This is a genomic window from Acinetobacter schindleri CIP 107287, assembly GCF_000368625.1.
In the GTDB taxonomy this organism is placed as follows: Bacteria; Pseudomonadota; Gammaproteobacteria; order Pseudomonadales; family Moraxellaceae; genus Acinetobacter; species Acinetobacter schindleri.
Window position 1 is genome coordinate 265,449 of record NZ_KB849576.1, and the last position, 24,234, is coordinate 289,682.

Consider the following 24,234-nt stretch of genomic DNA (forward strand, 5'->3'; position numbering starts at 1 on the left):
TAGCTTTATATAGAAGATGAGTTTAAGGTGTTTGCACTGCTTATTTTAAATTATTTATCAGATAGGAAAGAGGAGTAGCGCTGTATCTACTGACTGTTCAAATATAAGCACTATTATACTTCACCACGTTCTTAAAGAAGCTTATAGAAAGATGAAAAATTCTGAAAACTGAAGGCTATGCTCTAATTTCAGACTGGCCTTGAAGAAAAAAGCAGCAAAAGTATATGCACATGATAAAAAAATAAAAAAAAATGAATTTTTTTTCAGTTTTACCCTTGAAGCGATTTATTCCATCTCCATAAAAGTGACATCTAAAAGTTTTGATGACGACCAGGGAATAACTAAGTCGTCATCAGTAATCAAAAAGACTTAGTCTGATGGAGTTAAAAATGAGCAACATTCGTCCATTACATGACCGCGTTGTTATTCGTCGTGTTGAAGAAGAAACTAAAACAGCTGGCGGTATTTTACTTCCAGGTTCTGCAGCAGAAAAACCAGCGCAAGGGGAAATTATTGCAGTTGGTAATGGTCAAATCACTGACAATGGCGTACGCGCGTTAGACGTTAAAGTTGGCGACAAAGTATTGTTCGGCACTTATGCAGGTACAACTGTAAAAGTAGACGGGGAAGAACTACTTATCATGAAAGAATCTGACATTTTAGCGGTTCTTGAAGGTTAATCTTCGCTAAAACAGTCTTACATATTCCATATCAGATTTTGTAAAGCTATTAAAAATACTCGGAGTCAAATATGTCAGCTAAAGACGTAAAATTTGGTGATTCAGCTCGTGCGAAAATGATCGCTGGTGTGAACATCCTTGCAGATGCTGTAAAAGTTACCCTTGGTCCTAAAGGCCGTAACGTTGTCATCGACCGTTCTTTCGGTGCACCACATATCACTAAAGATGGTGTAACTGTGGCGAAAGAAATTACTTTAAAAGACAAGTTCGAGAACATGGGTGCTCAACTTGTTCGCGAAGTATCTTCAAAAACCAATGACATCGCTGGTGACGGTACCACAACTGCGACTGTTCTTGCTCAAGCAATCTTAAATGAAGGTATCAAGTCAGTAACTGCGGGTATGAACCCAATGGATCTGAAACGTGGTATCGATATTGCAGTGAAAACTTTAGTTGCTGAAATCAAGGCGACTGCTCAGCCTGCTTCTGATTCTAAAGCAATTGAGCAAGTAGGTTCGATCTCTGCTAACTCTGACACTACTGTTGGTAAACTGATTGCGCAAGCAATGGAAAAAGTAGGTAAAGAGGGTGTGATCACTGTTGAAGAGGGTTCAGGCTTCGAAGATGCACTTGACGTTGTAGAGGGTATGCAGTTTGATCGTGGTTATATCTCTCCATACTTCGCAAACAAACAAGACACGCTAACTGCTGAACTTGAAAATCCATACATCCTATTGGTTGACAAGAAAATCAGTAACATCCGTGAATTGATCACTGTACTGGAAGCAGTTGCGAAAACTGGTAAACCACTTCTGATCATTGCTGAAGATGTTGAAGGCGAAGCGCTTGCAACTCTGGTTGTCAACAATATGCGCGGTATCATTAAAGTATGTGCTGTTAAAGCACCTGGCTTCGGTGACCGTCGTAAAGCAATGCTGCAGGACATCGCGATCCTGACTGGCGGTACTGTGATTTCTGAAGAAATCGGTATGCAGTTAGACCAAACGACTCTTGAACACTTGGGTACTGCGCACAAAGTAACAGTTTCTAAAGAAAACACAGTGATTGTGGATGGTGCTGGTAATGCAGCTCAGATCTCTGACCGTGTTCAACAGATCCGTGCGCAAATCGAAGAATCTACTTCTGAATACGACAAAGAAAAACTTCAAGAACGCGTAGCTAAATTGGCTGGCGGTGTTGCTGTTATCAAAATCGGTGCTGCAACTGAAGTTGAAATGAAAGAGAAGAAAGACCGTGTAGACGATGCACTTCACGCAACTCGCGCAGCGGTTGAAGAAGGTGTTGTTGCGGGTGGTGGTGTTGCACTGGTACGTGCTGCAGCTGCACTTGACGGTGTGAAGGGTGCAAATGATGACCAGAACGTAGGTATCAGCATTCTTCGTCGTGCAATTGAAGCGCCACTTCGTCAAATCGTATCTAATGCTGGTGATGAGCCTTCAGTTGTGATTAATGCAGTGAAAAATGGCCAAGGTAACTTTGGTTACAACGCTGCAACTGGCGAATACGGCGATATGCTTGAAATGGGTATTCTTGATCCAGCAAAAGTAACACGTTCTGCGCTTGAGCATGCTGCTTCTGTTGCTGCATTAATGTTGACAACTGAATGTATGATCACTGATATCCCAGAAGACAAACCTGCTATGCCTGATATGGGCGGTATGGGTGGTATGGGCGGCATGATGTAATTCATCAACCGGTCATTGATCTAAAAAATCCCCGCATTTGCGGGGATTTTTTTCATTCAGGTTAGCTTAAAAATATTAATGTTTGATTAATCTGTAATTCAGATTGCTGTTAATTTTCTCGCCAGTTTGAATATCTCGAGCTTCTAAGAAATTTTCACCGACAAAGAATTTACGATTTTCACCTTTTTCATCCAGTGTAATAATTGAAGTCATTTTAGGGTCAAAGCTAAAACTTCCTTTGGTTTTGGTTTCTGTGCTTTTGGTATCGGAAACATACTCTTCTTTCAACTCATAAGTTTTGTCAGGATGAAGTTCTAACTCAACTTTAATGGCTTCACAATCCGCACATGGGAAAGTTCCTTCGTATTCGCCCGCCCAGTCAAGAGAAGTTTCTGCAGTATCGCCTGCAGGTAAGCTGCGTGATGTCGCTGGCGTATTCATCTGAGCAGAATTTTCTGAATCCATATTTTCATTGCTAGAGGGTTCTTGGGTTTTAGAACAGGCACTTAAACCTAGCGTGATTGTGGTCATTGCGACGATAAGGAGAGACTTTTTCATTTTTATGCCCGTTTTGCATTTGCTAATATTCAACATAAAAATTTAAAAATCATAAGGGTAGTACAACTTTGTAAATGATGTATTGATTAAGTGAAATTCACTCTGCACGTGTGATGAGGTAAAGGAATTGCTAAAATAATAAAAAATAAAATCACTATCATCTCAAATAAATAGTGCTTTCACAGGTTTAAAAAAATAATAATGAGGGCAATGATGGATTTGGATAAAGAAAATAACATTATTGCGCATATCTATGATGCAGCACTGGATCCTCAGTTATGGACTCAGGTTATGCATGAGTTAGTGGAATACACACAAAGTAAGACAGCCATCTTTACTGCGATGGATCAGCTCAACCCAGCTTACAACTTTGTCCATACCTATAATATTCCTTATGAAGGTCTAGCAGCTTATCGGGATGAACGTATTCAAGTCATTGATATGAAGCTGCACTTGCCGCTATGGAATGAGATTGCAGTGGGAGAGGCTTTACAGATCAATTGTCAGCATTATCCTTCCATGAAAGGTTCAGAAGAGCATATCTTTTATGAAAAATGTTTAAAGCCTACCGGTATTTTACATCTTGCAGGTGTATTGCTGGATCGTGGTGATTTTAGTTGGGCGGTACTGGGAATTCACCGAGCACCTGAAGCCACCCCTTATGGTAAAGAGCAGCTGGATTTTCTGGAGCGTATCAGTATTCATTTAAGGCGAGCGCTACAGATTTATCGTCAGTTCAGTTTAGTTATTCAGGATAAGTACAATGCTTATCAGGCCATGAACGCTCTAAAGGTCGGGATTGTATTATTACTTGAGAATTTCGAGATACAGTTTGCCAATATTGAAGCAAAAAAAATGCTGAGGCAGAATCAGGAAATTGAAATAGATCAGTACAATTATCTGAAGCTTAATAGAGCCTATCATCTGCAACTAGAACAACTTATCAGAGGGTCTTTACAGCAGGGAAGTGGGGGAATAAGTAAAATCGGTGGAGTAATGGCTGTAGAGGATGCAACAGGTCATTGCATCATGCTGACAATCGTACCTTGGTCGAAACAGTCAATAACATCTATTGAAGAATCGAGACAATATCAAGTTGCAATATTTTTGACGGACCGAAATCAATACCATATCTTGTCACAAAGCTATTTAAGGCAGCATTATCAGTTGACATGTCGGGAGATCGCATTATGTGAATACCTGATCAATGGTTATAAACCTGAAGAGATTGCTGAACAGATGCAACTCAGTATTCAAACCATTAGAACTTATATGAAAAAGATTTATGAAAAGCTAGAAGTGAATAGCCAGATTGAGCTGATACATAAGTTGATGAACTGTACGTTACAGTTTCAGCATATTGCATAAAAAGCCAGGTTAATTACCTGGCTTTTTAAAGTTATACCAAGAGATATTACGTTGTTGGCTGTGGCTGTGGCTGTGGCTGTGGCTGTGGCTCAGGAGTGGGTTCTGGATCACGCTGGAAATCAGCCCGAGTGAAAGTGACAGCAGGTTCACCTGTTGGAGTTAATGTCATGGTAGTTGCATTAACTGTATAGGTTCCAAGAACGAATGGAGAGTTTTGACCATCATATAGACCACAACTTTCATTTGTATCGAACAAGTTATCGGTGACTGTGAGGGTGTTGTTCGAAGTAGTGTATTGACCATATTCAATACCCTCTGGGCCACAATCCTCTCCTCCTGTAGTATCAATCAGGAAGTAGTAGCCGTCGTTCAAGAATACCAGTACATGGGTATCATCCAGCTCCCACGTACCTACGAGGCCATTGGTTGAATTTTCTACTCGTGTAAGGGTAGAGGTATCATCTTCATCCAAACCAGTTTCAGTAAGAACTAAGTTTGTACCGTCAAAAGTTAGAGTGTAACCTTCGTCACCTTCTGAATCTGAAAGCCCCCATGATCCATTGGTGTCACCATTTTCATCAATCACAGGTGTGATAACACCACCTTTCCAGTTCCACTGAAGATTCCCAAGTTCATAACCTGGTTCTCCATCATCATCTGCATTATCAGCTTCGCCCAGTTTGTAACTACCATCGGTATAAACCACTAGAATGACTTTGTCCGATTTATCTGCAGAGCCTAATTGCCATGTGCCAGCAATATCTTTATAGAAAGCTTCTTGAATATTAGCTGCAGCTTCATCAGGAGTAACTGGAGTTACGTCGCTAAGCTGTAATTGGTCTTGAATAAGGGTTGTTATACTGTTATCAGAATCCTCTAGTGCTGTCTCGAATGTAGTTGCAGAGGTGAAAGCTGTGTTAATTCGATTAATGACATCTTGAGTAATTTGAATACCATTATCATGAGCATTGTAATCTGCGGGAGCACCTGTTGGCGGTGTAATATAATCTGCATCAATCGATTGCAGGAAGATTGTTAATGCTTCTTCTAATTCTTCATCTTCATTTCCAGGTATGTCCGGATCATTCTCATAAAGATCTGTCGGAGTAATCCGTGCTTGAGCTGGAACTCCATCCTGTTCACCTAGCTGAAGGTTTCCGATAAAGAATCTAATTGTATCACCTGTATTATAATTAAATTTACCTTCCGCATTGGTAGAGCCTTTTACACCACTTGATGTTTCATAGCGGACGTTTTCAATTGGGCCATCAGTCAAGATACCTTGCTGTGTTCCAGGTGGGTTGCCACCATTTCCTGGTGAGTGATGGTCATCGTCATCATCATTACATGCGGTTAATGCAAGGGTGGAAAGCATTACTGCGAGTATAGTTTTTTTCATCATTGACCCCATGGGTGGTTTATAATTGTCCACCTGAGTCTAGGGAAGCCAATGATTAAGGAATATCCCAATATTGGGAGGTTGATTGTATAAAAAGTGCATCAAATAATGTATTTACAATCGATTACAAAGCGAATTAAACTCTAATATTGGTACACTATCACATAATTTTTTATTTATTTTGCGATTGAATTGTGTTTGAAAATTTAGCTGAAAAAGCACTTAAATTGATGGGCTGGGAGACAGACAATCACTGGCCTGAAAACCTGAGCCAATGTGTCATGATTGCTGCGCCGCATACCAGTAATTGGGATGCATTATATGCACGGCTAGCGTTGAAGGCATTAGGTGTCAATGTGCGTATTACCATTAAAGACAGCTACATGCAGTTCCCATTGGGTCCTTTTGTACGTGCGATGGGGGGAATCGGAATTGATCGCCGTCCCAAGCAGGCAGGTGAGCCGCGTCCAAGTATGGTTCAGGTGATGACAGACCTGTTTAAGCAGCATCCTGAACTGGTCATGTTGGTTACACCTGAAGGAACACGTGCCCGTCAGGAGCAATGGAAAACCGGTTTTTATTATGTTGCGGTAAATGCTGGCGTCCCGATTGCATTGGCTTATATGGATTATGAACAAAAGAAGGCAGGTGTAGGAAAAATCATTCATCCCACAGGAAATTTTGAGGAAGATATGGCTGAGATCATGGATTTCTATGCAGGCATCCAGGCCAAATTTCCTAAAGAATTTAGTGTAGATCAGCGATATTACAAAGCGAGTTAAAATGAAAAAACAGGAGAATACTCCTGTTTTTTTAGCATTAAGATTTTATTTCATATTGCATTAAAGATCAGAATGCTTCTTTGGCTGGAATGCCCCCCAGATTTTGACAGGCTGATTTGTATAGTTCATATTGCTGATTCACGATTTCAGAGAGCGGGATTTCAAAAGATTCCTCGCCATTTTTATACTGTTCTATATAAGCCTCTGCTTTGCTTTTTGAGCTATACAGAGAATGCTCATAATATTGAGTCACACTATTATGCTGCATTTGCGAAGGTTCAATACCCTTACAGTGGAAGAGTTTTAAAATGTGTTCGGCTTTTTGGGCATCATGTGACATACAAGCTGTCAGTAGCAGAGTCAGGCTCAATACTGCTAAGGCTTTCATAGGGAGAAGTTAAACGGTTTTGAAAGGTCTCGATATTTTAAAAGGTATTTCGAGTTTCAAAACCGTTTTTTTTGAACAGTTGGTTAAAATGTGAGGTATCGTACAATCGGAGTCAGTATTGAACGATTCTATGATCATGTATCAAGATTGATTAACCTTTGACTAAGCCTCCATCTACAATCAGGTTTTGCCCCGTGACAGCGCGTGAATAAGGAGACAGGAACATCAAGATTGCCGACGCGAATTCTTCAGGGGTAATGACACGGCGTAATGGCGTTGACTGAGCAATCAGATCAAACACAAAATCAGGTGTGGCTTTGCTGGCATCTGTGGTTTGTAATAGGCCGCCTGAAAGCATATTTACATTAATTCCATATTGACCAAGATCCTGCGCAGTAGTACGGGTAAATGCCAGTAGCGCGGCTTTAGCAGTCGTATAGTCATGATAAGGCACCACCGGATTTTGAACTAGATTGGTACCGATATTCACAATCCGGCCAAAATGTGCCTGTTTCATATCTTCTAGCGCCGCCTGAGTCGTATTGAGGCAAGCCTGAACAGCACCACTGAATTGATGCGACATCATCTCCCAAGACAAATCTTCTACCTTGGGACGATTATCACCATTAAATTCAAACTGTACCAGGGCATTGTTCACAACCGAATGAATGCCTTCACCAAAATGTGCTTTGCTTGCGGTAAACAGGGCTTTGACCTGATCTGCTTGAGTAACATCTGCCTGATAGCTAAATACCTGATCGGGATACTGCTTCTGTAAAGCTTCAGCCTGCGTTTTACTACTAAGATAGTTCACCACTATACGTGCACCTTCTTCAATCAGAAGCTGGCTAATTGCCAGGCCAAGTCCACGTGCACCGCCAGTCACAAGTACAATTTGATCACGAATTTGCATAGCTCATTTCTACAGAAAAATCATTCAAGTTACCTTAGCAGTAAACTGGCTGAAAGCAAAGTAGGACAAGGCTTTGGCCTTTTTGGAACAGTTTAATGGATCAACTCTTTAAGCAGCAGGAAACATCCTGAACTGAAAAGTAGTCCAAGAACAATTTGCTTAAAGTGCAGTGCTGAAATGCGATGGAATAGGCGCGCACCCAAAATAGCGGGAATACTGACTGCAAGAATCAGTACAGCCATATAGGGCAAGTGACTCTGATTTAAATTGCCCTGATATAGATAGGCTGCCAAGGTAAACATCTGAATGGCGAAATTAAAATGACGTAAAATATAGCGCTGCTGATCTTTAGGGAGCTGTTTGAGCATTAACCAGGCAGAAGGTACGGAACCGCAAAACCCTCCCAAGCCACCTAAAATGCCACCTACCAAACCGATACTGGCATCTGCAGTTTTGCCTGAATGTTGAATCAGTCGGATCTGAGGATTCAACAACATGAGTGGACACCAGATAACGAGGAACATACCCAGTAAGATACGGAAAGTATGTGCCTCAATGATATTCAGTAACCAGGTGCCGAGCGGGACGCCGATCAGTCCGGCAATTAAATACGGTAAGTAAAGTGCTTTATACAAATGAACATGCTTTTTTATCATTCGATAATGAAATGACATGGCTCCAAATCGAAGCAAACACAAGGAGGGGGGCAGCAACTTGAGGACTGAGTACCCATACCCAAAATGACATGGCAATTAAAGCGAAGGCAAAACCGGTAAGACCTTGTACAAATCCTGCGATCATTGCGCCTAAAATAAATAACAGCCAAGTCATTCTGATCAGTCAATAAATAAAGCCAGCAGTATTCAAAAGATTGCTGAAAAAGCCAAGCTAATATTTAGCTGTATTTGTGCACAGCTTAGTCGAAGTTCAGATAAATAATTTATTTGAAGATAGTTGAATTATTTTAATGGTGAATAAAAGCAAACAAATCGGTACAGGAGACCAACAATGGCTGCGTGCACTCTCCATGAAATCGCTTGATACTGGCAGAGTGCAGAAAGGAAGAGGTGATGAAAATGAAAAAAATGATATTACTGTCATCTGTGCTGGCAGTGGCTTTAACCGGTTGTATGGTCGATCCTTGGGATGATGATTATCGTGGCCATCGAGACCGTAATGGACATTATGACCGTAACCATGGTGACCGGGACTGGAAAGATAGAGATCATCGTGATTGGAAACGTGATCGGGAAGACCGTGACTGGCGTGATCGCCGTTAAGAGATCAGCTATTTATAACTTACATTTCACAAAAAAGGATTCCATACAGGAATCCTTTTTTAATACTTATTGTGCAAATATTCATTTACTTTTTCTGATATAAGCCTGCACGTACTGTCCCAGCCTTGGTATTTTTAATCAGTTGCCAAGAAGAGGGGAGCTGCAAAGTATTTAAATCCCGATCTGCTTCGACATAAATCAGGCCTTCAGGCTTGATTAGCGGATCAGCAAGTGCAGCCAGAGAAGTCCATAAGTCCAAGCTGTAAGGCGGGTCTAAAAAGACCAGATCAAATTGATCTTTCAAAATTTGCAAAGCCTGCTGCGCCGTGGTTACTTTCAGTTGTGCACGTGCTTTGGTGACTTGAAGCAGTTCCAGATTCTGGCTCAGAAATTGTGCCTGAGTACGATCCGGTTCAATCATCACCACACTGGTTGCACCGCGGGAAAGTGCTTCAAAGGACAAAGCACCAGAACCGGTACAGATATCCAGCACCTTGGCATTCTGTACATCCCACATCAGCCAGTTAAACAGGGTTTCACGGACACGGTCCGGGGTGGGACGCAAACCGTCAATACTGGCAAAGGCTAGCTGACGGCGTTTCCAGTCACCACCAATAATTCGTAACTGATTTTTCATATATTAATCTCCTTCTACAGCTGGTGCAGAGTTTGCAGATGAGCTCGAACGAGATGTATTCGATGTTGCGTTTGAGGAAGTTTGTGATGCATCCGTGCTGTTAGGTGTTGCTGCAGCATCAGGGCTAAGAATACTTGCACCACTTGGAAGCTCGCCAGGTTTAATACCGGCAGTCATCAGTCCTCCACTTAATTGATGATTGAGTGGGCGTACCGGATTCTTATCTTTATGCAGTAACCAGTAATCAAAAATAGGACGAGCGAGTGCAGTGGCGGCACTACCGCCGCGGCCATTCTCCAGAATTACTGCAATGGCAATTTCAGGCTTTTCTGCAGGAGCAAAACCGACAAACAGACCATGGTCAAGCTGGCGATCAGTGAGCAGGGCTTCATTGTAACGTTTACCCTGGGCAATACTTTTTACCTGTGCTGTGCCAGTTTTACCGGCAATACTATATTGCAGGCCGCCTTTAATACCGCGACCCGTACCCGACTGAATCACATCAACCATGGCATCGCGCATTTTGAACCAGTCTTCTTCTTTACCATTAAAATCAATTTTACCATGGGTGCCATTATGGACTTTAAATGCTTTGGCGCCACGGCTTTCACGCAAGACATGCGGTACGACTTTATTGCCATGATTGGCAGTAATTGCTGTTGCCATCGCTAACTGCAATGGCGTTGCTGTAAAGGCACCCTGACCAATACTCACAGAAATCGTTTCACCACGTGACCATTTAGAGTTGCGGGTACGCATTTTCCATTCAGGACTTGGGTATAGACCAGAGCTTTCACTTGGCAGATCGACACCCGTTTTTTCACCAAAACCAAACTGCCGCATCCAGTCATTCATCTGTTCAATACCCATACGATAGGACATGACATAGAAATAGGTATCGCAGGAAACCACCTGGGCTTTATGCAGATTTACAGTGCCATGTCCAGTTTTCTTATGATCACGGAAACGGTGACTATCACCCGGCAAAGTGAAATAGCCGGGATCAGAAATCGCTGTATCCCAATCGACCAAGCCATAATGAAGGCCACCCAGGCCAAACATCGGTTTAATGGTCGAACCAGGAGGATAAGTTCCTTGCACCGCCCGGTTATACAGCGGCTGATCAAGGTTATCACGTAAGTAAGAATAATCTTTGGTACTGATTCCGGTTACAAACAGGTTCGGGTTGAAACTTGGGCTAGAAACCAGTGCTAAAATTTCCCCTGTACCTGGATCCATGGCAACAATAGCGCCACGACGTCCCGCCAGTTGCTCGGAAGCAACCATTTGCAGGCCATAATCTAAAGATAAAAACAGGTCATTCCCGCGTACCGGATCCTTACGTCCAAGATGACGCAGCACATTACCATGTGCATCTGCTTCGACTGATTCATTTCCTGGAACACCGTGGAGCAGCTCCTCATAGGATTTTTCGACCCCGATTTTCCCGATCAGGTTGGTACCTGCATAAAGGTCCTTATCAATACTTTTTAATTCTTTGTCATTAATACGGCCCACGTAACCAATCACATGTGCAAACAATTCACCATGTGGATAGTAACGGGTCATCTGGGTATCAATTTTTACCCCTGGGAACAGGTGCTTAATTTCACTAAAGCGGGCAATATCGGTTTCGGTCAGATTCAGTTTGATAGAAACACGTTCTGTTTTTTTTGCGGTTTTAATCCGGCTATTAAAACGCTCGATATCTTCTTCGTTCAGTTCCAGAATCGGGATCAGGCGCTTAATCGTATCATCAATATCCTCAACATCGGCACGACTTAAGGTCGCGGTAAATACCGGATAGTTATCTGCCAAAAGGACGCCGTTGCGGTCATAGATATAGCCACGTGCAGGCGCAAGTGGTTGCAGGCGGATACGGTTCTGGTCAGAAGCAGTGTTGAACTCATCGAAGCTGACAATCTGCAAATAGGCATAGCGGCTGATTAGTAGCAGCATGCAGATGATGACCAAGCCAATCGAGAAAAACACACGATTGCGATAAATGCGTTTTTCTTGCTGTACATTTTTTAATGGAAAATGCTGCTTCATACGAGATCGACTTAGACCTGAACACGGATAGGAATGAAAGTGCGTTATTCTAACCCAACTGACCTGGTTTGGATATTGAAATACGAGTGGGCTACCCATCTGCTAAACGTTGACTTTGCAGACATTAAAATTGTCTGCAGTTGTATACAACTGTGTTGATAATTCTGCTAAAGTCCAAATTGAATAAAAAAAGGACGATACCTTAAAACTATAATGAATCAAGGATATTGGTGAAAAGGAATGAATAAATTATACCCTTTGCTGGCATTTGCTTTCATCGCAAATACGGCTTATGCAGATGATTCTACGTATAGATCTGAAGCAAAACTGAGCGATAGTCAGGCAAGTACCTGGAATGTGGGGGCAGGATTTACCCGGAATATGATTCATCTGAATACTGAGTGGGTGAATCCGTATGGAATCGCATATGTCAAAGGTGGTGTTTTTCTGGACGATGACAAGCCATTTGGTGCACAAGTTGGCTTTCGGTACCCGGCACACCTCACAGGAAAAGATAAAAATGGGTATTATGTCGGGGCTTATGCCGGACATATCCAGAGTAAGAAGGTAGATGGAGAATATGAAGCACGTCTGGGGGGCGGGGTAGATTTATCCTATGTCATGCTGAGTTCAGAACGGATCAGTACCTTCAGTGTCGGAATCGGTGCTGGTGAAGAAATGAAAAGCCGAAGTGGACATGTTGTGGCCGAAATCGAACCTCAACTACAATTCTCCTATACTTTAAGTATCGGTTTATAGAGAAAATATTCGACTTGATAAGAAAATTGTATTCTGTGAACAAAGAATTAAATATGGAAGTTATACATGCTTGAGTACGTTAACGAGTTGTGGCAAGCCTTTCTGATGCGTCCAGATTTCTGGGCTGTGCTCAGTATCATTCCTGTCACTGCATTCGTTACCTGGGCACACGTATGGATGGCCCTGAAAATGGTGTTCTATCCAATCACGTTCTGGGGATTCCATATTGGTCCATTGCCTGTCGGCTGGCAGGGCATTGTGCCACGCAAAGCAGGAAGAATTTCAGGAATTATCACAGACAATACCTTGTCTAAACTAGGATCGATCCAGGAATTTCTCCAGGCGATGGACCCGGATGATATGGCACGCATCATCGGTGAACAGGTCGGTTTCGAACTTGAACATCTGATTGATGAGGTCATGATCGACCGTAATGCAGTTTTGTGGGAAAACTTGCCGTATTCCATCAAGCGCCGTATTTATTCTCAGGCACACAAGCAGTTGCCGGATGTGTTGCGCGAATTAGTGACTGAGCTGACCATGAACGTCGAGTCACTTGTGGATATGCGTGACATGGTGGTCAGTCAAATGGAGGGTGACCGCCGTCTGATGGTACGCATGTTCCTGAAGGTTGGACAGAAAGAAATTAACTTTATCTGGCATATCAGTGCTTTAATTGGTATGTTCTTTGGTCTGTTCCAGATGATCGTATGGTTCGTGGTGCCTTGGCACTGGACCGTACCATTCTGGGCAGCAATTTGGGGTTTCCTGACCAACTGGATTGCCATCTGGATGGTCTTCAATCCGATAGAACCACACTATGTGAAATACCCGCAGTTCTTCGCCCGCACGCAGAGCCGCAAGTTTCCATGGATCAAACCGGTTATTCCACGTATTGGCACCTATAACATACAAGGTGCTTTTATGAAACGTCAGGAAGAAGTCTCTGACGTCTTCGCAAGTGTAGTGACAGAAGATCTGATTACGTTAAAATCGATCATGACAGAAATGATGTATGGTGGTAAGAAAGAAAAAACCCGCCGGATCGTCAAGCGTCACATTAACGAAATTATGGAAACTCCATTGGTTCGCACCTCTTTACAGCTATCCTTGGGGCCAAGAGAGTATGCAAAACTCAAGACAGACTTGATCGATCGCTCAATTGAAATTACGATGGTGCCTGTATGCGACCCTGCGTTTAATGCGAGCCGTGCACAGAAAATCTATCAAATGTTTAGAGACCGCATACGCGAGTTAACACCGAAGGAGTTTCAGAATCTTTTACGACCTGCGTTTCAGGAAGATGAGTGGATTCTGATTGTATTGGGTGGAGTAACCGGTTTTGTTGCGGGTTTAATCCATTTGTTTGTGGCTTTCTTATAACGAGACGCTGAAATGCTGGATACCTTTGGGGATGTCCAGACATTTGGTGTCCTATACATTGTTAAAAAATGAGGATGTTTATATATGCGCATTATCTTACTCGGACCACCTGGAGCAGGTAAAGGTACACAAGCTCAGTTGATCTGTAAGCGCTACAATATCCCACAAATTTCAACCGGTGATATGCTCCGTGCTGCAATTCGTGAAGGAACTGAATTAGGTTTAAAAGCTAAAAGCGTCATGGACAATGGCGGTTTGGTTTCTGATGAGTTGATCATCGGTCTGGTTAAAGAACGTATTGCACAGCCTGACTGTGTAAATGGCTGCATCTTTGATGGCTTCCCGCGTACTATTCCACAAGCTGAAGCGCTTGAAAACGAAGGCATCAACATCGATCATGTGATTGAAATTGATGTACCGGACGAAGAAATCGTGCAACGTCTTTCTGGCCGCCGTCAGCACCCGGCTTCTGGTCGTGTTTACCACATTGTTTACAACCCACCAAAAGTGGAAGGTAAAGATGATGAAACTGGTGAAGATCTGGTTCAACGTCCTGATGACCAGGAAGAAACCATTCGTAAACGTTTAGGTTCTTACCATACTGAAACTGAACAGCTGGTTGGCTTCTATCAAGGCCGTGCTGCATCAGGTGAAAATGCACCGACTTATGACAAATTGAACGGTCTACGTCCAATTGAACAAGTTCAAGCGGATCTGTTCGCGATTCTGGATCAGTCAAAATAATCATTTCACGATAATTTTGACATTCAGGGAGCCCTAAGTCATATTAGGGCTCTTTTTATTTCTGCGTCTTTAAAGGAATTGCGACTGTGAAAATTGGTTTGTTATTGCTCATGGTGGTGTTCTTGGTTGTTCTAGCAGGCCTTCTGGTCATGAGCTACCGAATGCTAAACAAAGTGCAGAAACAGGAAAAAATCGAAAATAGGGGCAAAACCCCAGAGCGACAATTGCACCCGAAATTACAGACTGAATTAGAGCAGCGCAAAAAAATGCAACAGCAGTTAGAGGAAAAGCAAAAATAAGTATTCTCATTTGCTGAACGAGACAAAAAAAGCTGAACCAGAGTTCAGCTTTTTTATTTAAGGGATCAGTCAATATTTTTAACTGCAATTGGTTTCAATGCACCAAAGTCGAAACGGTCCGGCCAGTTACAGACATCAGCGACCACACATTCATGACATTTTGGTTTGCGTGCAATACAGCAATAACGCCCATGCAAAATCAGCCAATGATGCGAATCAATAATAAATTCTTTGGGAATCACCTTAACCAATCGATGTTCAACCTCAAGCACATTTTTACCCACAGCCAGGCCAGTGCGGTTACCCACTCGAAAAATATGGGTATCGACTGCCATCGTCGGTTGACCAAAGGCGGTATTCAGTACCACATTTGCAGTTTTACGACCTACGCCCGGTAAAGCTTCCAGATCAGCACGATTATCCGGTACCACGCTGTTATGTTTCTTGATCAGCATCTCACAAGCTTTAATCACGTTTTCTGCCTTGGAGTTATATAGCCCGATGGTTTTGATATATTCCTTCAGCCCATCCACGCCAAGGGCATAAATCGCTTCTGGCGTATTTGCAACAGGAAATAGCTTGTCAGTCGCCTTGTTGACGCTGACATCAGTTGCTTGTGCCGAGAGTGTCACTGCGACCAGTAATTCAAAAGGATTAGAATAATTCAGTTCAGTTTTTGGATTCGGACGTTGTTCACGTAAGCGTTCAAAAAAAGTTTGAATCTGTTTCTTGGTCATGTTCTTTACAGGTTTGCCGCTCATGCTTGTCATTATCTTATCCCTGTAAATCCTGTAATTGCTGCATTAGTTCGGCAAGCTGGGTGCGTTTACCTGTATCTTCGCGGACAGACAGCTGTTTCTCAAGTTTCTTGATCTGGGTACGCAGTTTGGCCAGCTCAATCGTAGTTTTGGCGTCTTGAATCAATCCATCCTCATTTGGCTTTTCCACCACTTCAATCACGGGTACATTTTGACTTTGTGCAGAGAACTCGGCAAATAGTTCGGTATTGATTTCAGCACGTACCACAGGACCTTTACGGTCAATGCGGCGTTTTTCCTCACGTTGGATATGTGCATAGTAACGTTGGCGCAGATCATTCTGTTCCTGCACATGCTGTTCATCTGACATGAGTGGATGGGTATCTTCTACCAGATCAATACAGTCGACCGGGCAGGGTGGAATACACAGTTCGCAGCCAGTACACAAATCTGTCAGTACCGTATGCATCAGTTTGCCTGAGCCAATAATGGCATCGACCGGGCAGGCACTAATGCATTTGGTACAGCCAATGCATTCATCTTCACGAATCACTGCCTTCATGCGCTGAGGACGCCCATCAGCCTGAATGGGCCAGACACTTGGCTCAGCACTAAGTTTAGGACGATTTAACAATTGGGCGAGGGCATCTGCCACCGGCTGTCCGCCGGGTACACATTTGTTGGCTTCTTCTCCCTCGGCAATGGACTGGGCATAGGGTAAGCAGCCATCACGATGACCACACAAACCGCATTGGGTCTGTGGCAATAACGCATCAATGGATTGGATGAGGGAAATCTGCGAATTCATGATATTTCAAAGCCGCTCACAGTGAGCATTTCAGGAGGTGAAACAAAATATGTCAGAATTACAAATTTTAGCATATTTTGATCGGCTTGTTTGTGCACAATTAAGGTAACCAATATGCATTATTATCATGCATAAATAAGAATTTAGACTTTGATTCCACTGATATTTTGCTATCCAAAAATTTAATTCATAATAAATATAAATAACTGTTATAAAATTAATTTTCATATTTTTTCAAAAAAACTATTGTGGATTGGTTACAAAAGATATTTAATATTTTGCGCCAAAATTTAACATTGATTGTAAATTTGACCAATTTTGATCCATTTTCTGCTGAGGATTAAGCGTTGAAATACAACACACTTAATGAGTTCCTAGATTACGTTAAAACACGTGATGCACATCAACCAGAATTTCTTCAAGCTGTAGAAGAAGTGATGACAAGCTTGTGGCCGTTCATTCAAAAGAACCCACAATATGCAGCTCACGGTTTACTAGAACGTCTAGTTGAACCAGAGCGTGCGATCCAGTTCCGCGTTTCTTGGGTAGATGACCAAGGTCAAACTCAAGTAAACCGTGCGTTCCGCGTACAGTACAACTCAGCGATTGGTCCATTTAAAGGTGGTATGCGTTTCCACCCATCTGTGAACCTTTCAATTCTGAAATTCCTGGGCTTTGAACAAACGTTTAAAAATGCTTTGACTACTTTGCCTATGGGCGGTGGTAAAGGTGGTTCTGACTTTGATCCTAAAGGCAAGTCAGAAGGCGAAATCATGCGTTTCTGCCAAGCGTTAATTATCGAGCTTTACCGTCACCTTGGTTCTAATACTGATATCCCTGCGGGTGACATTGGTGTAGGCGGCCGTGAAGTAGGTTACATGGCGGGTATGATGAAGAAGCTCAGCAATGACACTTCATGCGTATTCACTGGTAAAGGCCTGTCTTTCGGTGGTTCGTTGGCTCGTCCTGAAGCAACTGGTTACGGTACTGTGTATTTCGCTGAGGAAATGCTGAAAACTCGTGGTGATAGCTTCAAAGATAAAGTCGTGACTATTTCTGGTTCGGGTAACGTTGCGCAGTACGCTGCTGAAAAAGCAATGTTCTTAGGTGCTAAGGTCGTTTCTCTATCTGACTCTGCGGGAACTGTTTATGTTAAAGACGGTTTCACTGATGAGCTTCTTGCTGAAGTGATGGAACTGAAAAACGTTAAACGTGGCCGTATTTCTGAATTCGCGTCTAAACACGGTTTTGAATACCTTGAAGGTCAACGTCCTTGGGGCATTAAGTGTGATATCGCGCTTCCATGTGCAACTCAAAACGAACTAGATGCTGATGATGCTGTTAAACTTCTTGCAAACGGTGCAATCTGTGTTGCTGAAGGTGCAAACATGCCATCTACTTTAGGTGCTGTAGAGAAATTCGTTGAAGCGAAAATCCTTTACGCTCCAGGTAAAGCATCGAATGCAGGTGGTGTAGCAACTTCTGGTCTTGAAATGTCTCAAAACGCATTGCGTCTTGGCTGGACTTTCGAAGAAGTTGATGAACGTCTTCATGCAATCATGAAAGAAATTCACCGTAACTGTGTGAAATTCGGTACTAAAGAAGACGGTACTGTGAACTATGTTGACGGTGCAAACATTGCGGGCTTCGTAAAAGTTGCTGATGCAATGCTTGCTCAAGGCGTATTCTAAGTCTGACTTAGTTTAAGCTTTAAAAAAACCGAGGCCATAGCCTCGGTTTTTTGTCTCTGTTATAAAAATATTTTATAGCGAGCCTTTTACTGCTTCACGCTCGACGGCCATATCAAATATATAGGCATATTTAGACTGATCTGCTGCCGGATTCTTGATTTCAAAGCGTTTTATGCGAATTACCTGACGCTCATTTGGCGTATGCTGGAAGCCTTCGATTTGGTCATAGAAAAGGTTCCAATCTTTATCGACCTGAGTTTTTAAGCCCTGCTCATTGTATTTGACTTCGCGCACCTGAAGGCAGGTTTGCTGTGCTACACCGGTACAAGCTTTGGTTTCAGGAGAAATTTCCAGGAAAATGATATCAGCCTGACCATTATAACGGGCTTCTGGCGTCATCTTCCCTGTGAAGACGTAAGCCTTTCCGTTTACGGTCAGAGTCAAAACCGGATTTTGAGCATCACTGGTATTTAAGCTAAATGGAATACGGGCATCATTAAAAATTTCACCTGCCAGCTTTTCCTGTTGCATGGCATTGGTATCACAAGCTTTCATGGTTGAGATTAAGGTGCCCGTTTCCAGCTGACCCTCAGAGATTTTCCAGCTACCACCCAAGCTATTGCAGCTGGTAGTGACACTAAAACGATTCTCATCATGGAAGCTCAGTACCATATGTTCTTTTGCACCGGTATCAATGTGCCATTCATAAGCACTCAAAGTATTGGCGGCATTTTGTTGCTGTAATACGGACACGGCAAGATCTCCTAATTTTTGGACATCATTGGACTGACAAGCTGCAAGGGTTAAAGGGAATAATGCAATAAATAAGTATTTTAATTTCATTGATTGAATAGTCATGAAGCAAATAAATCAGACTTAAGCTTAAACGATTCATTTTTAAAAAATATGGATACATTCTGAAGCTTTAGGTAGCAAAATGTATCCATGAAAATTGCATGATGAGTAAAATAAGACAGGAAGATTTTCTTAGGCCTAAGAAAAAAGGCTCAGATAGAGCCTTTAAATCCTAATCAAAACGATAGATATCCATACCTAGTGAACCCATGCTAAAGCTGCTATGCACCAGACTGAAACGGGTACCAGTTCCCATTGCAAAGAAAATCGGTGCAAAGTGTTCCAGGGTCGGGTGATTACGTTCCAGGTAAGGAATACTTGGCCAATCCAATACGGCTTCATAGTCACTATGAGCGAGTTTGCTTACCACATAATTGCGGAAGGTCGAGGCCCATTCTGGAACAACATTGGATTGTCCACTACGATCCAGCTCTCGCAGGTTATGCGTGATACTGCCTGAACCAATCAATAGGACCTGCTGCTCACGCAGGTGTGCCAGCGTTTGACCAATTTTATAAATGTCATGTGCAGTCATGTTGATGGGCAGGGAAATTTCTACCACCGGAATATCTGCATCCGGATACATATGTAGCAGTGGCATCCACACGCCATGATCACGCGGGCGTGAATTATTGGCGTAGGCGCTAAAGCCAGCTTCAGATAGCAAGCCGAGAATCTGTTCAGCCAGTTCTGGTTGACCCGGCGCAGGATAACGTAGTTGATATAGTTGAGGTGGGAAGCCACGGAAATCATGCCAGGTTTCTGGACGAATACCGGTATTTACTTCCAGTGCATTACTTTCCCAGTGGGCAGACATTACAATGATTGCCTCTGGACGTGGCAAATTTACACTTAAACGCTCCAGTGCCGGACCTACCTGTTCAGGATTCAGGGCAAGCATTGGAGAGCCATGGGAGATAAACAGGCCGGGAAGCGTTTGTAAGTTCATAGTTCAAGCCACATCTGGAAGATGTCTTCAATAATGCATGAAAGCAAGCGAAGTAAGGAGGGGAGATTGTTCAACAATTCGTTGCGGAAATAGAACAATAACCAATTCTTACCTTAACCCGCACGGTGATAAGGGTGATTATGATTAATGCTCATGGCACGGTACAACTGTTCAATCAGCATGACACGAACCAAGGGATGCGGCAAGGTCAGTTTGGATAGTGACCAGTGCCATGCAGCTGCCTTACGTACCGCTTCAGAATGACCATCCGGCCCACCAATGGCTAAAGCCACATCATTACCTTCCAGCATCCAGCCTTTCATGGTTTCAGCCAGTTTTTCGGTACTGAATTCACGGCCGCCGACTTCCAGTGCGATCAGGGTTTCATTTGGCTTTAATGCATTCAGGATACTATCGCCTTCGATATTACGATATTTCAGGATGTCGGCTTCTGAATCATTCTTGCCACGTTTCGCCATCGGCAATTCAATGATTTGTGTTTGAACAAATGGCTGTATGCGCTTGAAATAATCTTCAAAACCAGTGAGCACCCAAGCTGGCATTTTTTGACCAATGGTCAGAATACGGATTTTCATACAGACATCGTGTAGTTCAGAAGTGCTCATTATAACGATGAAACAACATGAAGTTGAGTATAGAAACAAATTGAAATTGAATTAGAAAAAGCACTGCTGCATAAATATCCAGAGTTCAAGTTTCTGCTTGATCATGTCATGGAAATAATAACAAATGCGGATTGTAGCCATTTTAAGAAAAAGTTATCTGGGTTTGCTGATCAGTCTGTCTTTAATCTTCCCGAGTTGGGCCTGGGCCAATCCAGCCAGAAATGCTCAAGTCAAAAATCTCGAGCTTTACTTTAGCCAGATCCTGAATGTGGATGAATTTAGAAATCACAAGAATACGGCTGAACTGAACCGGGTATCCGGTTGGTTGAAAGAGCAAATGCGACACTTTGGTATCCCGTGTCAATTTCAAAGCTATATTGTGAATAGTCAGGGCTATCGCAATCTGGTTTGCCAGCTCAATGTAAAAGCCAAAGATAAAATCGTTATTGGTGCTCACTATGATGTTTTTGCCAATCATCTCGGTGCGAATAATAATGCTTCTGGCGTCGTAGGAGTGGTGGAAGCTGCACGATTGTTGGCCCTGCAAAAAAATAAACTGAAAAATAATATCGAGTTTGTTTTCTATGGTCTGGAAGAACCGCCGTATCTCAACACAGAGCATATGGGCAGTGCGATCCATGCCAAGTCATTGAGAAAACAAAAGCAGAAAATACGTGGCGTCTTTGTACTGGACTCTATTGGTTACTATGATGAAAATCTGGTACAGAGCTATCCGGCAACTCTAAAATGGTTTTATCCTCGGCATGCCAATTATATTGCCAGTATTGGACATCTAAGTTCAGTAGGACTTACAGGAAGGTTTTGCGAAGCTATGCAGACGCGTCAGCGTTTAGAGTGTGAACGTTTTATTATTCCTACTTTTATGCAGGGACTGGATTATTCGGGCTATCTCAGTTATGCCAAACAGAATTTTCCAACTGTACTGATCAGTGACACGGCTCATTACCGTTATCCTTATTACAACACTGAGCAGGACACTCTAGATAAACTGGATCTGAAAAAAATGACTTACGTGGTAGACGGATTGATGCAAACCGTTCTAAGTCCATAAAATTTAGGTGGAGATAATAAAAAAACCCTGCCGGAGCAGGGTTTTTTATGAGCAGATCACTTAGTGACGTGCGGCTTTAGCTTCATCAGTCGCTTTTACAATTGGGGTTTTTACCAATGCTTTCGGCATAGAGGTAAGTGCCAATGGTAAAATCTCATCGATTGATTTCACGGCTTTGATTTCCAGACCTTCTTTCACATTTTCAGGAATTTCAGCTAGGTCACGTACGTTGTCTTGCGGAATGAATACCAGCTTGATCCCACCACGGTGAGCAGCAAGCAGTTTTTCCTTCAGACCACCGATACGCATCGCACGACCACGTAAGCTGGTTTCACCGGTCATCGCGATATCAGGACGAATCGTAATACCTGTGAATGCAGACACGAGAGCAGTGGTTAGTGCCAGACCAGCAGATGGACCATCTTTCGGTGTCGCACCTTCAGGTAAATGTACGTGTACATCAGTTTCTTCAAAACGAGAAGCTTCGATACCCAATTCAGCTGCACGCGTACGTACTACGGTCATCGCGGCGGTAATCGATTCTTTCATCACATCACCGAGAGAACCGGTAGTAATGAATTTACCTTTACCCGGAACCGCTGCTACTTCAATTGTCAGTAACTCACCACCAACCGAAGTCCAGGCCAGACCATTTACGCGACCCACTTCTGGTTCTTCTTCAGCCATGCCGAAATCGAATTTGTGAGGACCCAGGTACTCTGGCAAGTTGTTCGAATTCACTTCAAGCTGAAGATTTTTCGCTTTCTTGCTCACCGCTTCTTTAACTACCTTACGGGCAATTTTAGAAACTTCACGTTCCAGGCTACGCACACCAGCTTCGCGGGTATAACGCTGTACGATGTCGCGAATTGCCTCTTCATGAATGGTCAATTCTTTGCTGCGCAAACCATTATTCTTGATTGCTTTCGGAACAAGATAGCGTTCAGCAATATTGACTTTTTCATCTTCGGTATAACCCGGAAGACGAATCACTTCCATACGGTCAAGCAAAGCTTCCGGAATATTCATGCTGTTCGCAGTACAGATGAACATCACTTCAGACAGATCCAGATCAAGATCCAGGTAATGATCGTTGAACTTGCTGTTTTGTGATGGATCTAGTACTTCAAGCAGTGCAGAAGCAGGGTCACCACGGTAGTCCTGAGCCATCTTGTCGATTTCATCAAGCAAGAACAGTGGGTTTTTTACGCCAACTTTGGTTAAAGACTGCACAATTTTACCTGGCATCGCACCGATATAAGTACGACGGTGACCACGGATCTCAGCTTCATCACGTACACCACCTAGCGCCATACGCACGAATTCACGACCAGTTGCTTTGGCAACAGATTCACCCAGAGAGGTTTTACCTACACCCGGAGGACCTACCAGACATAGAATCGGGCCACGTAGTTTTTTCACACGTGACTGAACTGCCAGATATTCCACAATACGATCTTTGACATCATCCAGACCATAATGATCAGCATCCAGAATTTCCTGAGCCTTGTTCAGGTTAATGCTGACTTTGCTCGCTTTGTTCCAAGGTGTATCTAGGATCACTTCAAGATAGTTGCGAACAACCGCAGCTTCACTTGATGCAGGTTGCATTGCTTTCAGCTTGCGGAACTCAGCTTCCGCTTTTTTACGTACGTGCTCAGGCAGGTCTGCTTCAGCCAGACGTTTTTCAATCTCAGCGACATCATCTTCTGCACCGCCATTCAGGTCAGAAAGTTCGCGTTGAATCACCTTCATTTTTTCATTCAGGAAATATTCACGCTGATTCTTTTCCATTTGGCGTTTGACTGAATCATGCAGGGTTTGCTCAATCTGCTGTTCTTCAGACTGTTGCAGTAAATAAGTCATGAGTTCAGTCAGATGCGCTTCAAACTCATCGTGCTCAAGGAATTTTTGCTTGATTTCGATGTTCAGCGGCACACGAGTTGCCACGAAGAACAATAACTGAAGCAAGTCTTCAATTTTATTTGCAGCTGCAATCAGTTCACGTGCATTACGTAACTTCGCTTCTGCATACTGGGCAAATAACGCACGCAGTTCCTCTACACGGGTATCCTGAGTGTCATTGTCCATATTGACAGTGATCGGACTAAGCTCATGTTCAGCAGTCAGATAATCAGTGTCATCAATGATTTTAGTTAATTTGGCACGATAAAGGCCTTCGATGAGTACCTTGATACAGTTTTCATCATTTTCATGATTCACAACCTGCACAATCTTCGCGACAGTACCGTATTGATATAAGTTGTCGTGATCAATTTCTTCTGTAAGCGAATCTTTTTGCGCAACCACAAATACCAGATTGTCACTGTTACGAGCCACATCAACTGCATTGATCGATTTTTCACGACCGACAAATAGCGCGATTTGCATGTGTGGATATACCACTACATCACGTAACGCTAAAAGTGGTAATACACTTGGAACCTGAGGCTCAAAGCTTTCTTCATTCATAATAATTTCAGACATGGGCACTCCTAATGAGTGACAACGATGTTGCCATGTATTT

23 protein-coding genes and 1 pseudogene are annotated in these 24,234 nt (G+C 42.9%); 11 read left to right on the top strand and 13 right to left on the bottom strand.

Translation table 11 applies throughout. The features are described 5' to 3' along the window. Nucleotides 1–389 precede the first annotated feature (389 nt). Both F955_RS08795 and groL read left to right on the top strand, forming a co-directional pair. Entirely contained in the window at nucleotides 390–680 is a 291-nt protein-coding gene (locus F955_RS08795) for a co-chaperone GroES (protein WP_004810787.1), read from the top strand. 71 nt (nucleotides 681–751) lie between these two features. Then, nucleotides 752–2,386, top strand: a complete 1,635-nt coding sequence (gene groL, locus F955_RS08800) for a chaperonin GroEL (protein ID WP_004810785.1) — start codon at nucleotides 752–754, stop codon at nucleotides 2,384–2,386. A 75-nt stretch (nucleotides 2,387–2,461) separates the two neighbouring features. Here the strand turns inward: groL and F955_RS08805 are convergent, their stop codons facing one another. Beyond that, nucleotides 2,462–2,944: a copper resistance protein NlpE gene (locus F955_RS08805; RefSeq protein ID WP_004810783.1), complete on the bottom strand. Its 483-nt coding sequence runs from the start codon at nucleotides 2,942–2,944 to the stop codon at nucleotides 2,462–2,464. A 213-nt stretch (nucleotides 2,945–3,157) separates the two neighbouring features. Between F955_RS08805 and F955_RS08810 the strand changes: the two genes are divergently transcribed. Continuing rightward, complete coding sequence (locus F955_RS08810; RefSeq protein WP_004893554.1) at nucleotides 3,158–4,312, top strand: helix-turn-helix transcriptional regulator; 1,155 nt, start codon at nucleotides 3,158–3,160, stop codon at nucleotides 4,310–4,312. 46 nt (nucleotides 4,313–4,358) lie between these two features. On the opposite strand, the gene F955_RS08815 is transcribed toward F955_RS08810, so the two are convergent. Further along, nucleotides 4,359–5,714, bottom strand: a complete 1,356-nt coding sequence (locus F955_RS08815) for a hypothetical protein (RefSeq protein WP_004893557.1) — start codon at nucleotides 5,712–5,714, stop codon at nucleotides 4,359–4,361. Between the two features lie 191 nt (nucleotides 5,715–5,905). Here F955_RS08815 and F955_RS08820 point away from each other — a divergent pair, with 191 nt between their 5' ends. Then, entirely contained in the window at nucleotides 5,906–6,493 is a 588-nt protein-coding gene (locus tag F955_RS08820; RefSeq protein WP_004893560.1) for a 1-acyl-sn-glycerol-3-phosphate acyltransferase, read from the top strand. 67 nt (nucleotides 6,494–6,560) lie between these two features. Here the strand turns inward: F955_RS08820 and F955_RS08825 are convergent, their stop codons facing one another. The 3 genes and pseudogenes from F955_RS08825 to F955_RS08835 form a co-directional block, all read right to left on the bottom strand. Continuing rightward, a complete protein-coding gene (locus tag F955_RS08825; protein ID WP_004893562.1) occupies nucleotides 6,561–6,881 on the bottom strand; it encodes a hypothetical protein in 321 nt (106 codons plus the stop codon). Nucleotides 6,882–7,032: 151 nt separating this feature from the next. Further along, nucleotides 7,033–7,794, bottom strand: a complete 762-nt coding sequence (locus F955_RS08830) for a 3-oxoacyl-ACP reductase (RefSeq protein WP_004893563.1) — start codon at nucleotides 7,792–7,794, stop codon at nucleotides 7,033–7,035. Between the two features lie 92 nt (nucleotides 7,795–7,886). Next, nucleotides 7,887–8,625: pseudogene (locus F955_RS08835) on the bottom strand (sulfite exporter TauE/SafE family protein). Between the two features lie 245 nt (nucleotides 8,626–8,870). On the opposite strand from F955_RS08835, the gene F955_RS08840 reads away from it, so the two are divergent. After that, a complete protein-coding gene (locus F955_RS08840) occupies nucleotides 8,871–9,074 on the top strand; it encodes a hypothetical protein (RefSeq protein ID WP_004810769.1) in 204 nt (67 codons plus the stop codon). Between the two features lie 85 nt (nucleotides 9,075–9,159). Here the strand turns inward: F955_RS08840 and rsmD are convergent, their stop codons facing one another. Continuing rightward, nucleotides 9,160–9,711 (bottom strand): 16S rRNA (guanine(966)-N(2))-methyltransferase RsmD, encoded by a 552-nt coding sequence (gene rsmD, locus F955_RS08845; protein ID WP_004893569.1) that lies wholly within the window; start codon nucleotides 9,709–9,711, stop codon nucleotides 9,160–9,162. 3 nt (nucleotides 9,712–9,714) lie between these two features. Then, nucleotides 9,715–11,763 (bottom strand): penicillin-binding protein 2, encoded by a 2,049-nt coding sequence (gene mrdA / locus F955_RS08850; RefSeq protein WP_017401569.1) that lies wholly within the window; start codon nucleotides 11,761–11,763, stop codon nucleotides 9,715–9,717. A gap of 240 nt (nucleotides 11,764–12,003) precedes the next feature. Here mrdA and F955_RS08855 point away from each other — a divergent pair, with 240 nt between their 5' ends. The 4 genes from F955_RS08855 to F955_RS08870 all read left to right on the top strand — a co-directional run bounded on the left by F955_RS08855 (nucleotide 12,004) and on the right by F955_RS08870 (nucleotide 14,948). Next, entirely contained in the window at nucleotides 12,004–12,522 is a 519-nt protein-coding gene (locus tag F955_RS08855; protein ID WP_004893576.1) for a hypothetical protein, read from the top strand. Between the two features lie 66 nt (nucleotides 12,523–12,588). Then, a complete protein-coding gene (locus tag F955_RS08860) occupies nucleotides 12,589–13,905 on the top strand; it encodes a DUF445 domain-containing protein (protein ID WP_004893578.1) in 1,317 nt (438 codons plus the stop codon). 84 nt (nucleotides 13,906–13,989) lie between these two features. After that, a complete protein-coding gene (gene adk, locus F955_RS08865) occupies nucleotides 13,990–14,649 on the top strand; it encodes an adenylate kinase (protein WP_004810758.1) in 660 nt (219 codons plus the stop codon). An 86-nt stretch (nucleotides 14,650–14,735) separates the two neighbouring features. Beyond that, on the top strand, nucleotides 14,736–14,948 hold the full coding sequence (locus F955_RS08870; RefSeq protein WP_004893580.1) for a hypothetical protein: 213 nt from the start codon (nucleotides 14,736–14,738) through the stop codon (nucleotides 14,946–14,948). A gap of 65 nt (nucleotides 14,949–15,013) precedes the next feature. On the opposite strand, the gene nth is transcribed toward F955_RS08870, so the two are convergent. Together nth and F955_RS08880 are read right to left on the bottom strand one after the other, a co-directional pair. Next, complete coding sequence (nth, locus tag F955_RS08875) at nucleotides 15,014–15,718, bottom strand: endonuclease III (protein WP_004893584.1); 705 nt, start codon at nucleotides 15,716–15,718, stop codon at nucleotides 15,014–15,016. Nucleotides 15,719–15,722: 4 nt separating this feature from the next. Then, nucleotides 15,723–16,514: an RnfABCDGE type electron transport complex subunit B gene (locus tag F955_RS08880; protein WP_004893587.1), complete on the bottom strand. Its 792-nt coding sequence runs from the start codon at nucleotides 16,512–16,514 to the stop codon at nucleotides 15,723–15,725. A gap of 347 nt (nucleotides 16,515–16,861) precedes the next feature. Between F955_RS08880 and gdhA the strand changes: the two genes are divergently transcribed. Further along, on the top strand, nucleotides 16,862–18,205 hold the full coding sequence (gene gdhA / locus F955_RS08885; RefSeq protein WP_004893590.1) for an NADP-specific glutamate dehydrogenase: 1,344 nt from the start codon (nucleotides 16,862–16,864) through the stop codon (nucleotides 18,203–18,205). A gap of 72 nt (nucleotides 18,206–18,277) precedes the next feature. Here gdhA and F955_RS08890 read toward each other — a convergent pair whose 3' ends face one another. The 3 genes from F955_RS08890 to rlmH form a co-directional block, all read right to left on the bottom strand. Further along, a complete protein-coding gene (locus tag F955_RS08890) occupies nucleotides 18,278–19,048 on the bottom strand; it encodes an META and DUF4377 domain-containing protein (protein ID WP_034429752.1) in 771 nt (256 codons plus the stop codon). Nucleotides 19,049–19,232: 184 nt separating this feature from the next. Then, on the bottom strand, nucleotides 19,233–20,009 hold the full coding sequence (locus tag F955_RS08895; RefSeq protein ID WP_004893595.1) for a dioxygenase family protein: 777 nt from the start codon (nucleotides 20,007–20,009) through the stop codon (nucleotides 19,233–19,235). A gap of 113 nt (nucleotides 20,010–20,122) precedes the next feature. Next, on the bottom strand, nucleotides 20,123–20,605 hold the full coding sequence (gene rlmH, locus F955_RS08900) for a 23S rRNA (pseudouridine(1915)-N(3))-methyltransferase RlmH (protein ID WP_017401572.1): 483 nt from the start codon (nucleotides 20,603–20,605) through the stop codon (nucleotides 20,123–20,125). 154 nt (nucleotides 20,606–20,759) lie between these two features. On the opposite strand from rlmH, the gene F955_RS08905 reads away from it, so the two are divergent. Then, a complete protein-coding gene (locus F955_RS08905) occupies nucleotides 20,760–21,707 on the top strand; it encodes a M28 family peptidase (RefSeq protein ID WP_004893601.1) in 948 nt (315 codons plus the stop codon). 60 nt (nucleotides 21,708–21,767) lie between these two features. On the opposite strand, the gene lon is transcribed toward F955_RS08905, so the two are convergent. Beyond that, nucleotides 21,768–24,194 (bottom strand): endopeptidase La, encoded by a 2,427-nt coding sequence (lon, locus tag F955_RS08910; protein WP_004893605.1) that lies wholly within the window; start codon nucleotides 24,192–24,194, stop codon nucleotides 21,768–21,770. Nucleotides 24,195–24,234 lie beyond the last annotated feature (40 nt).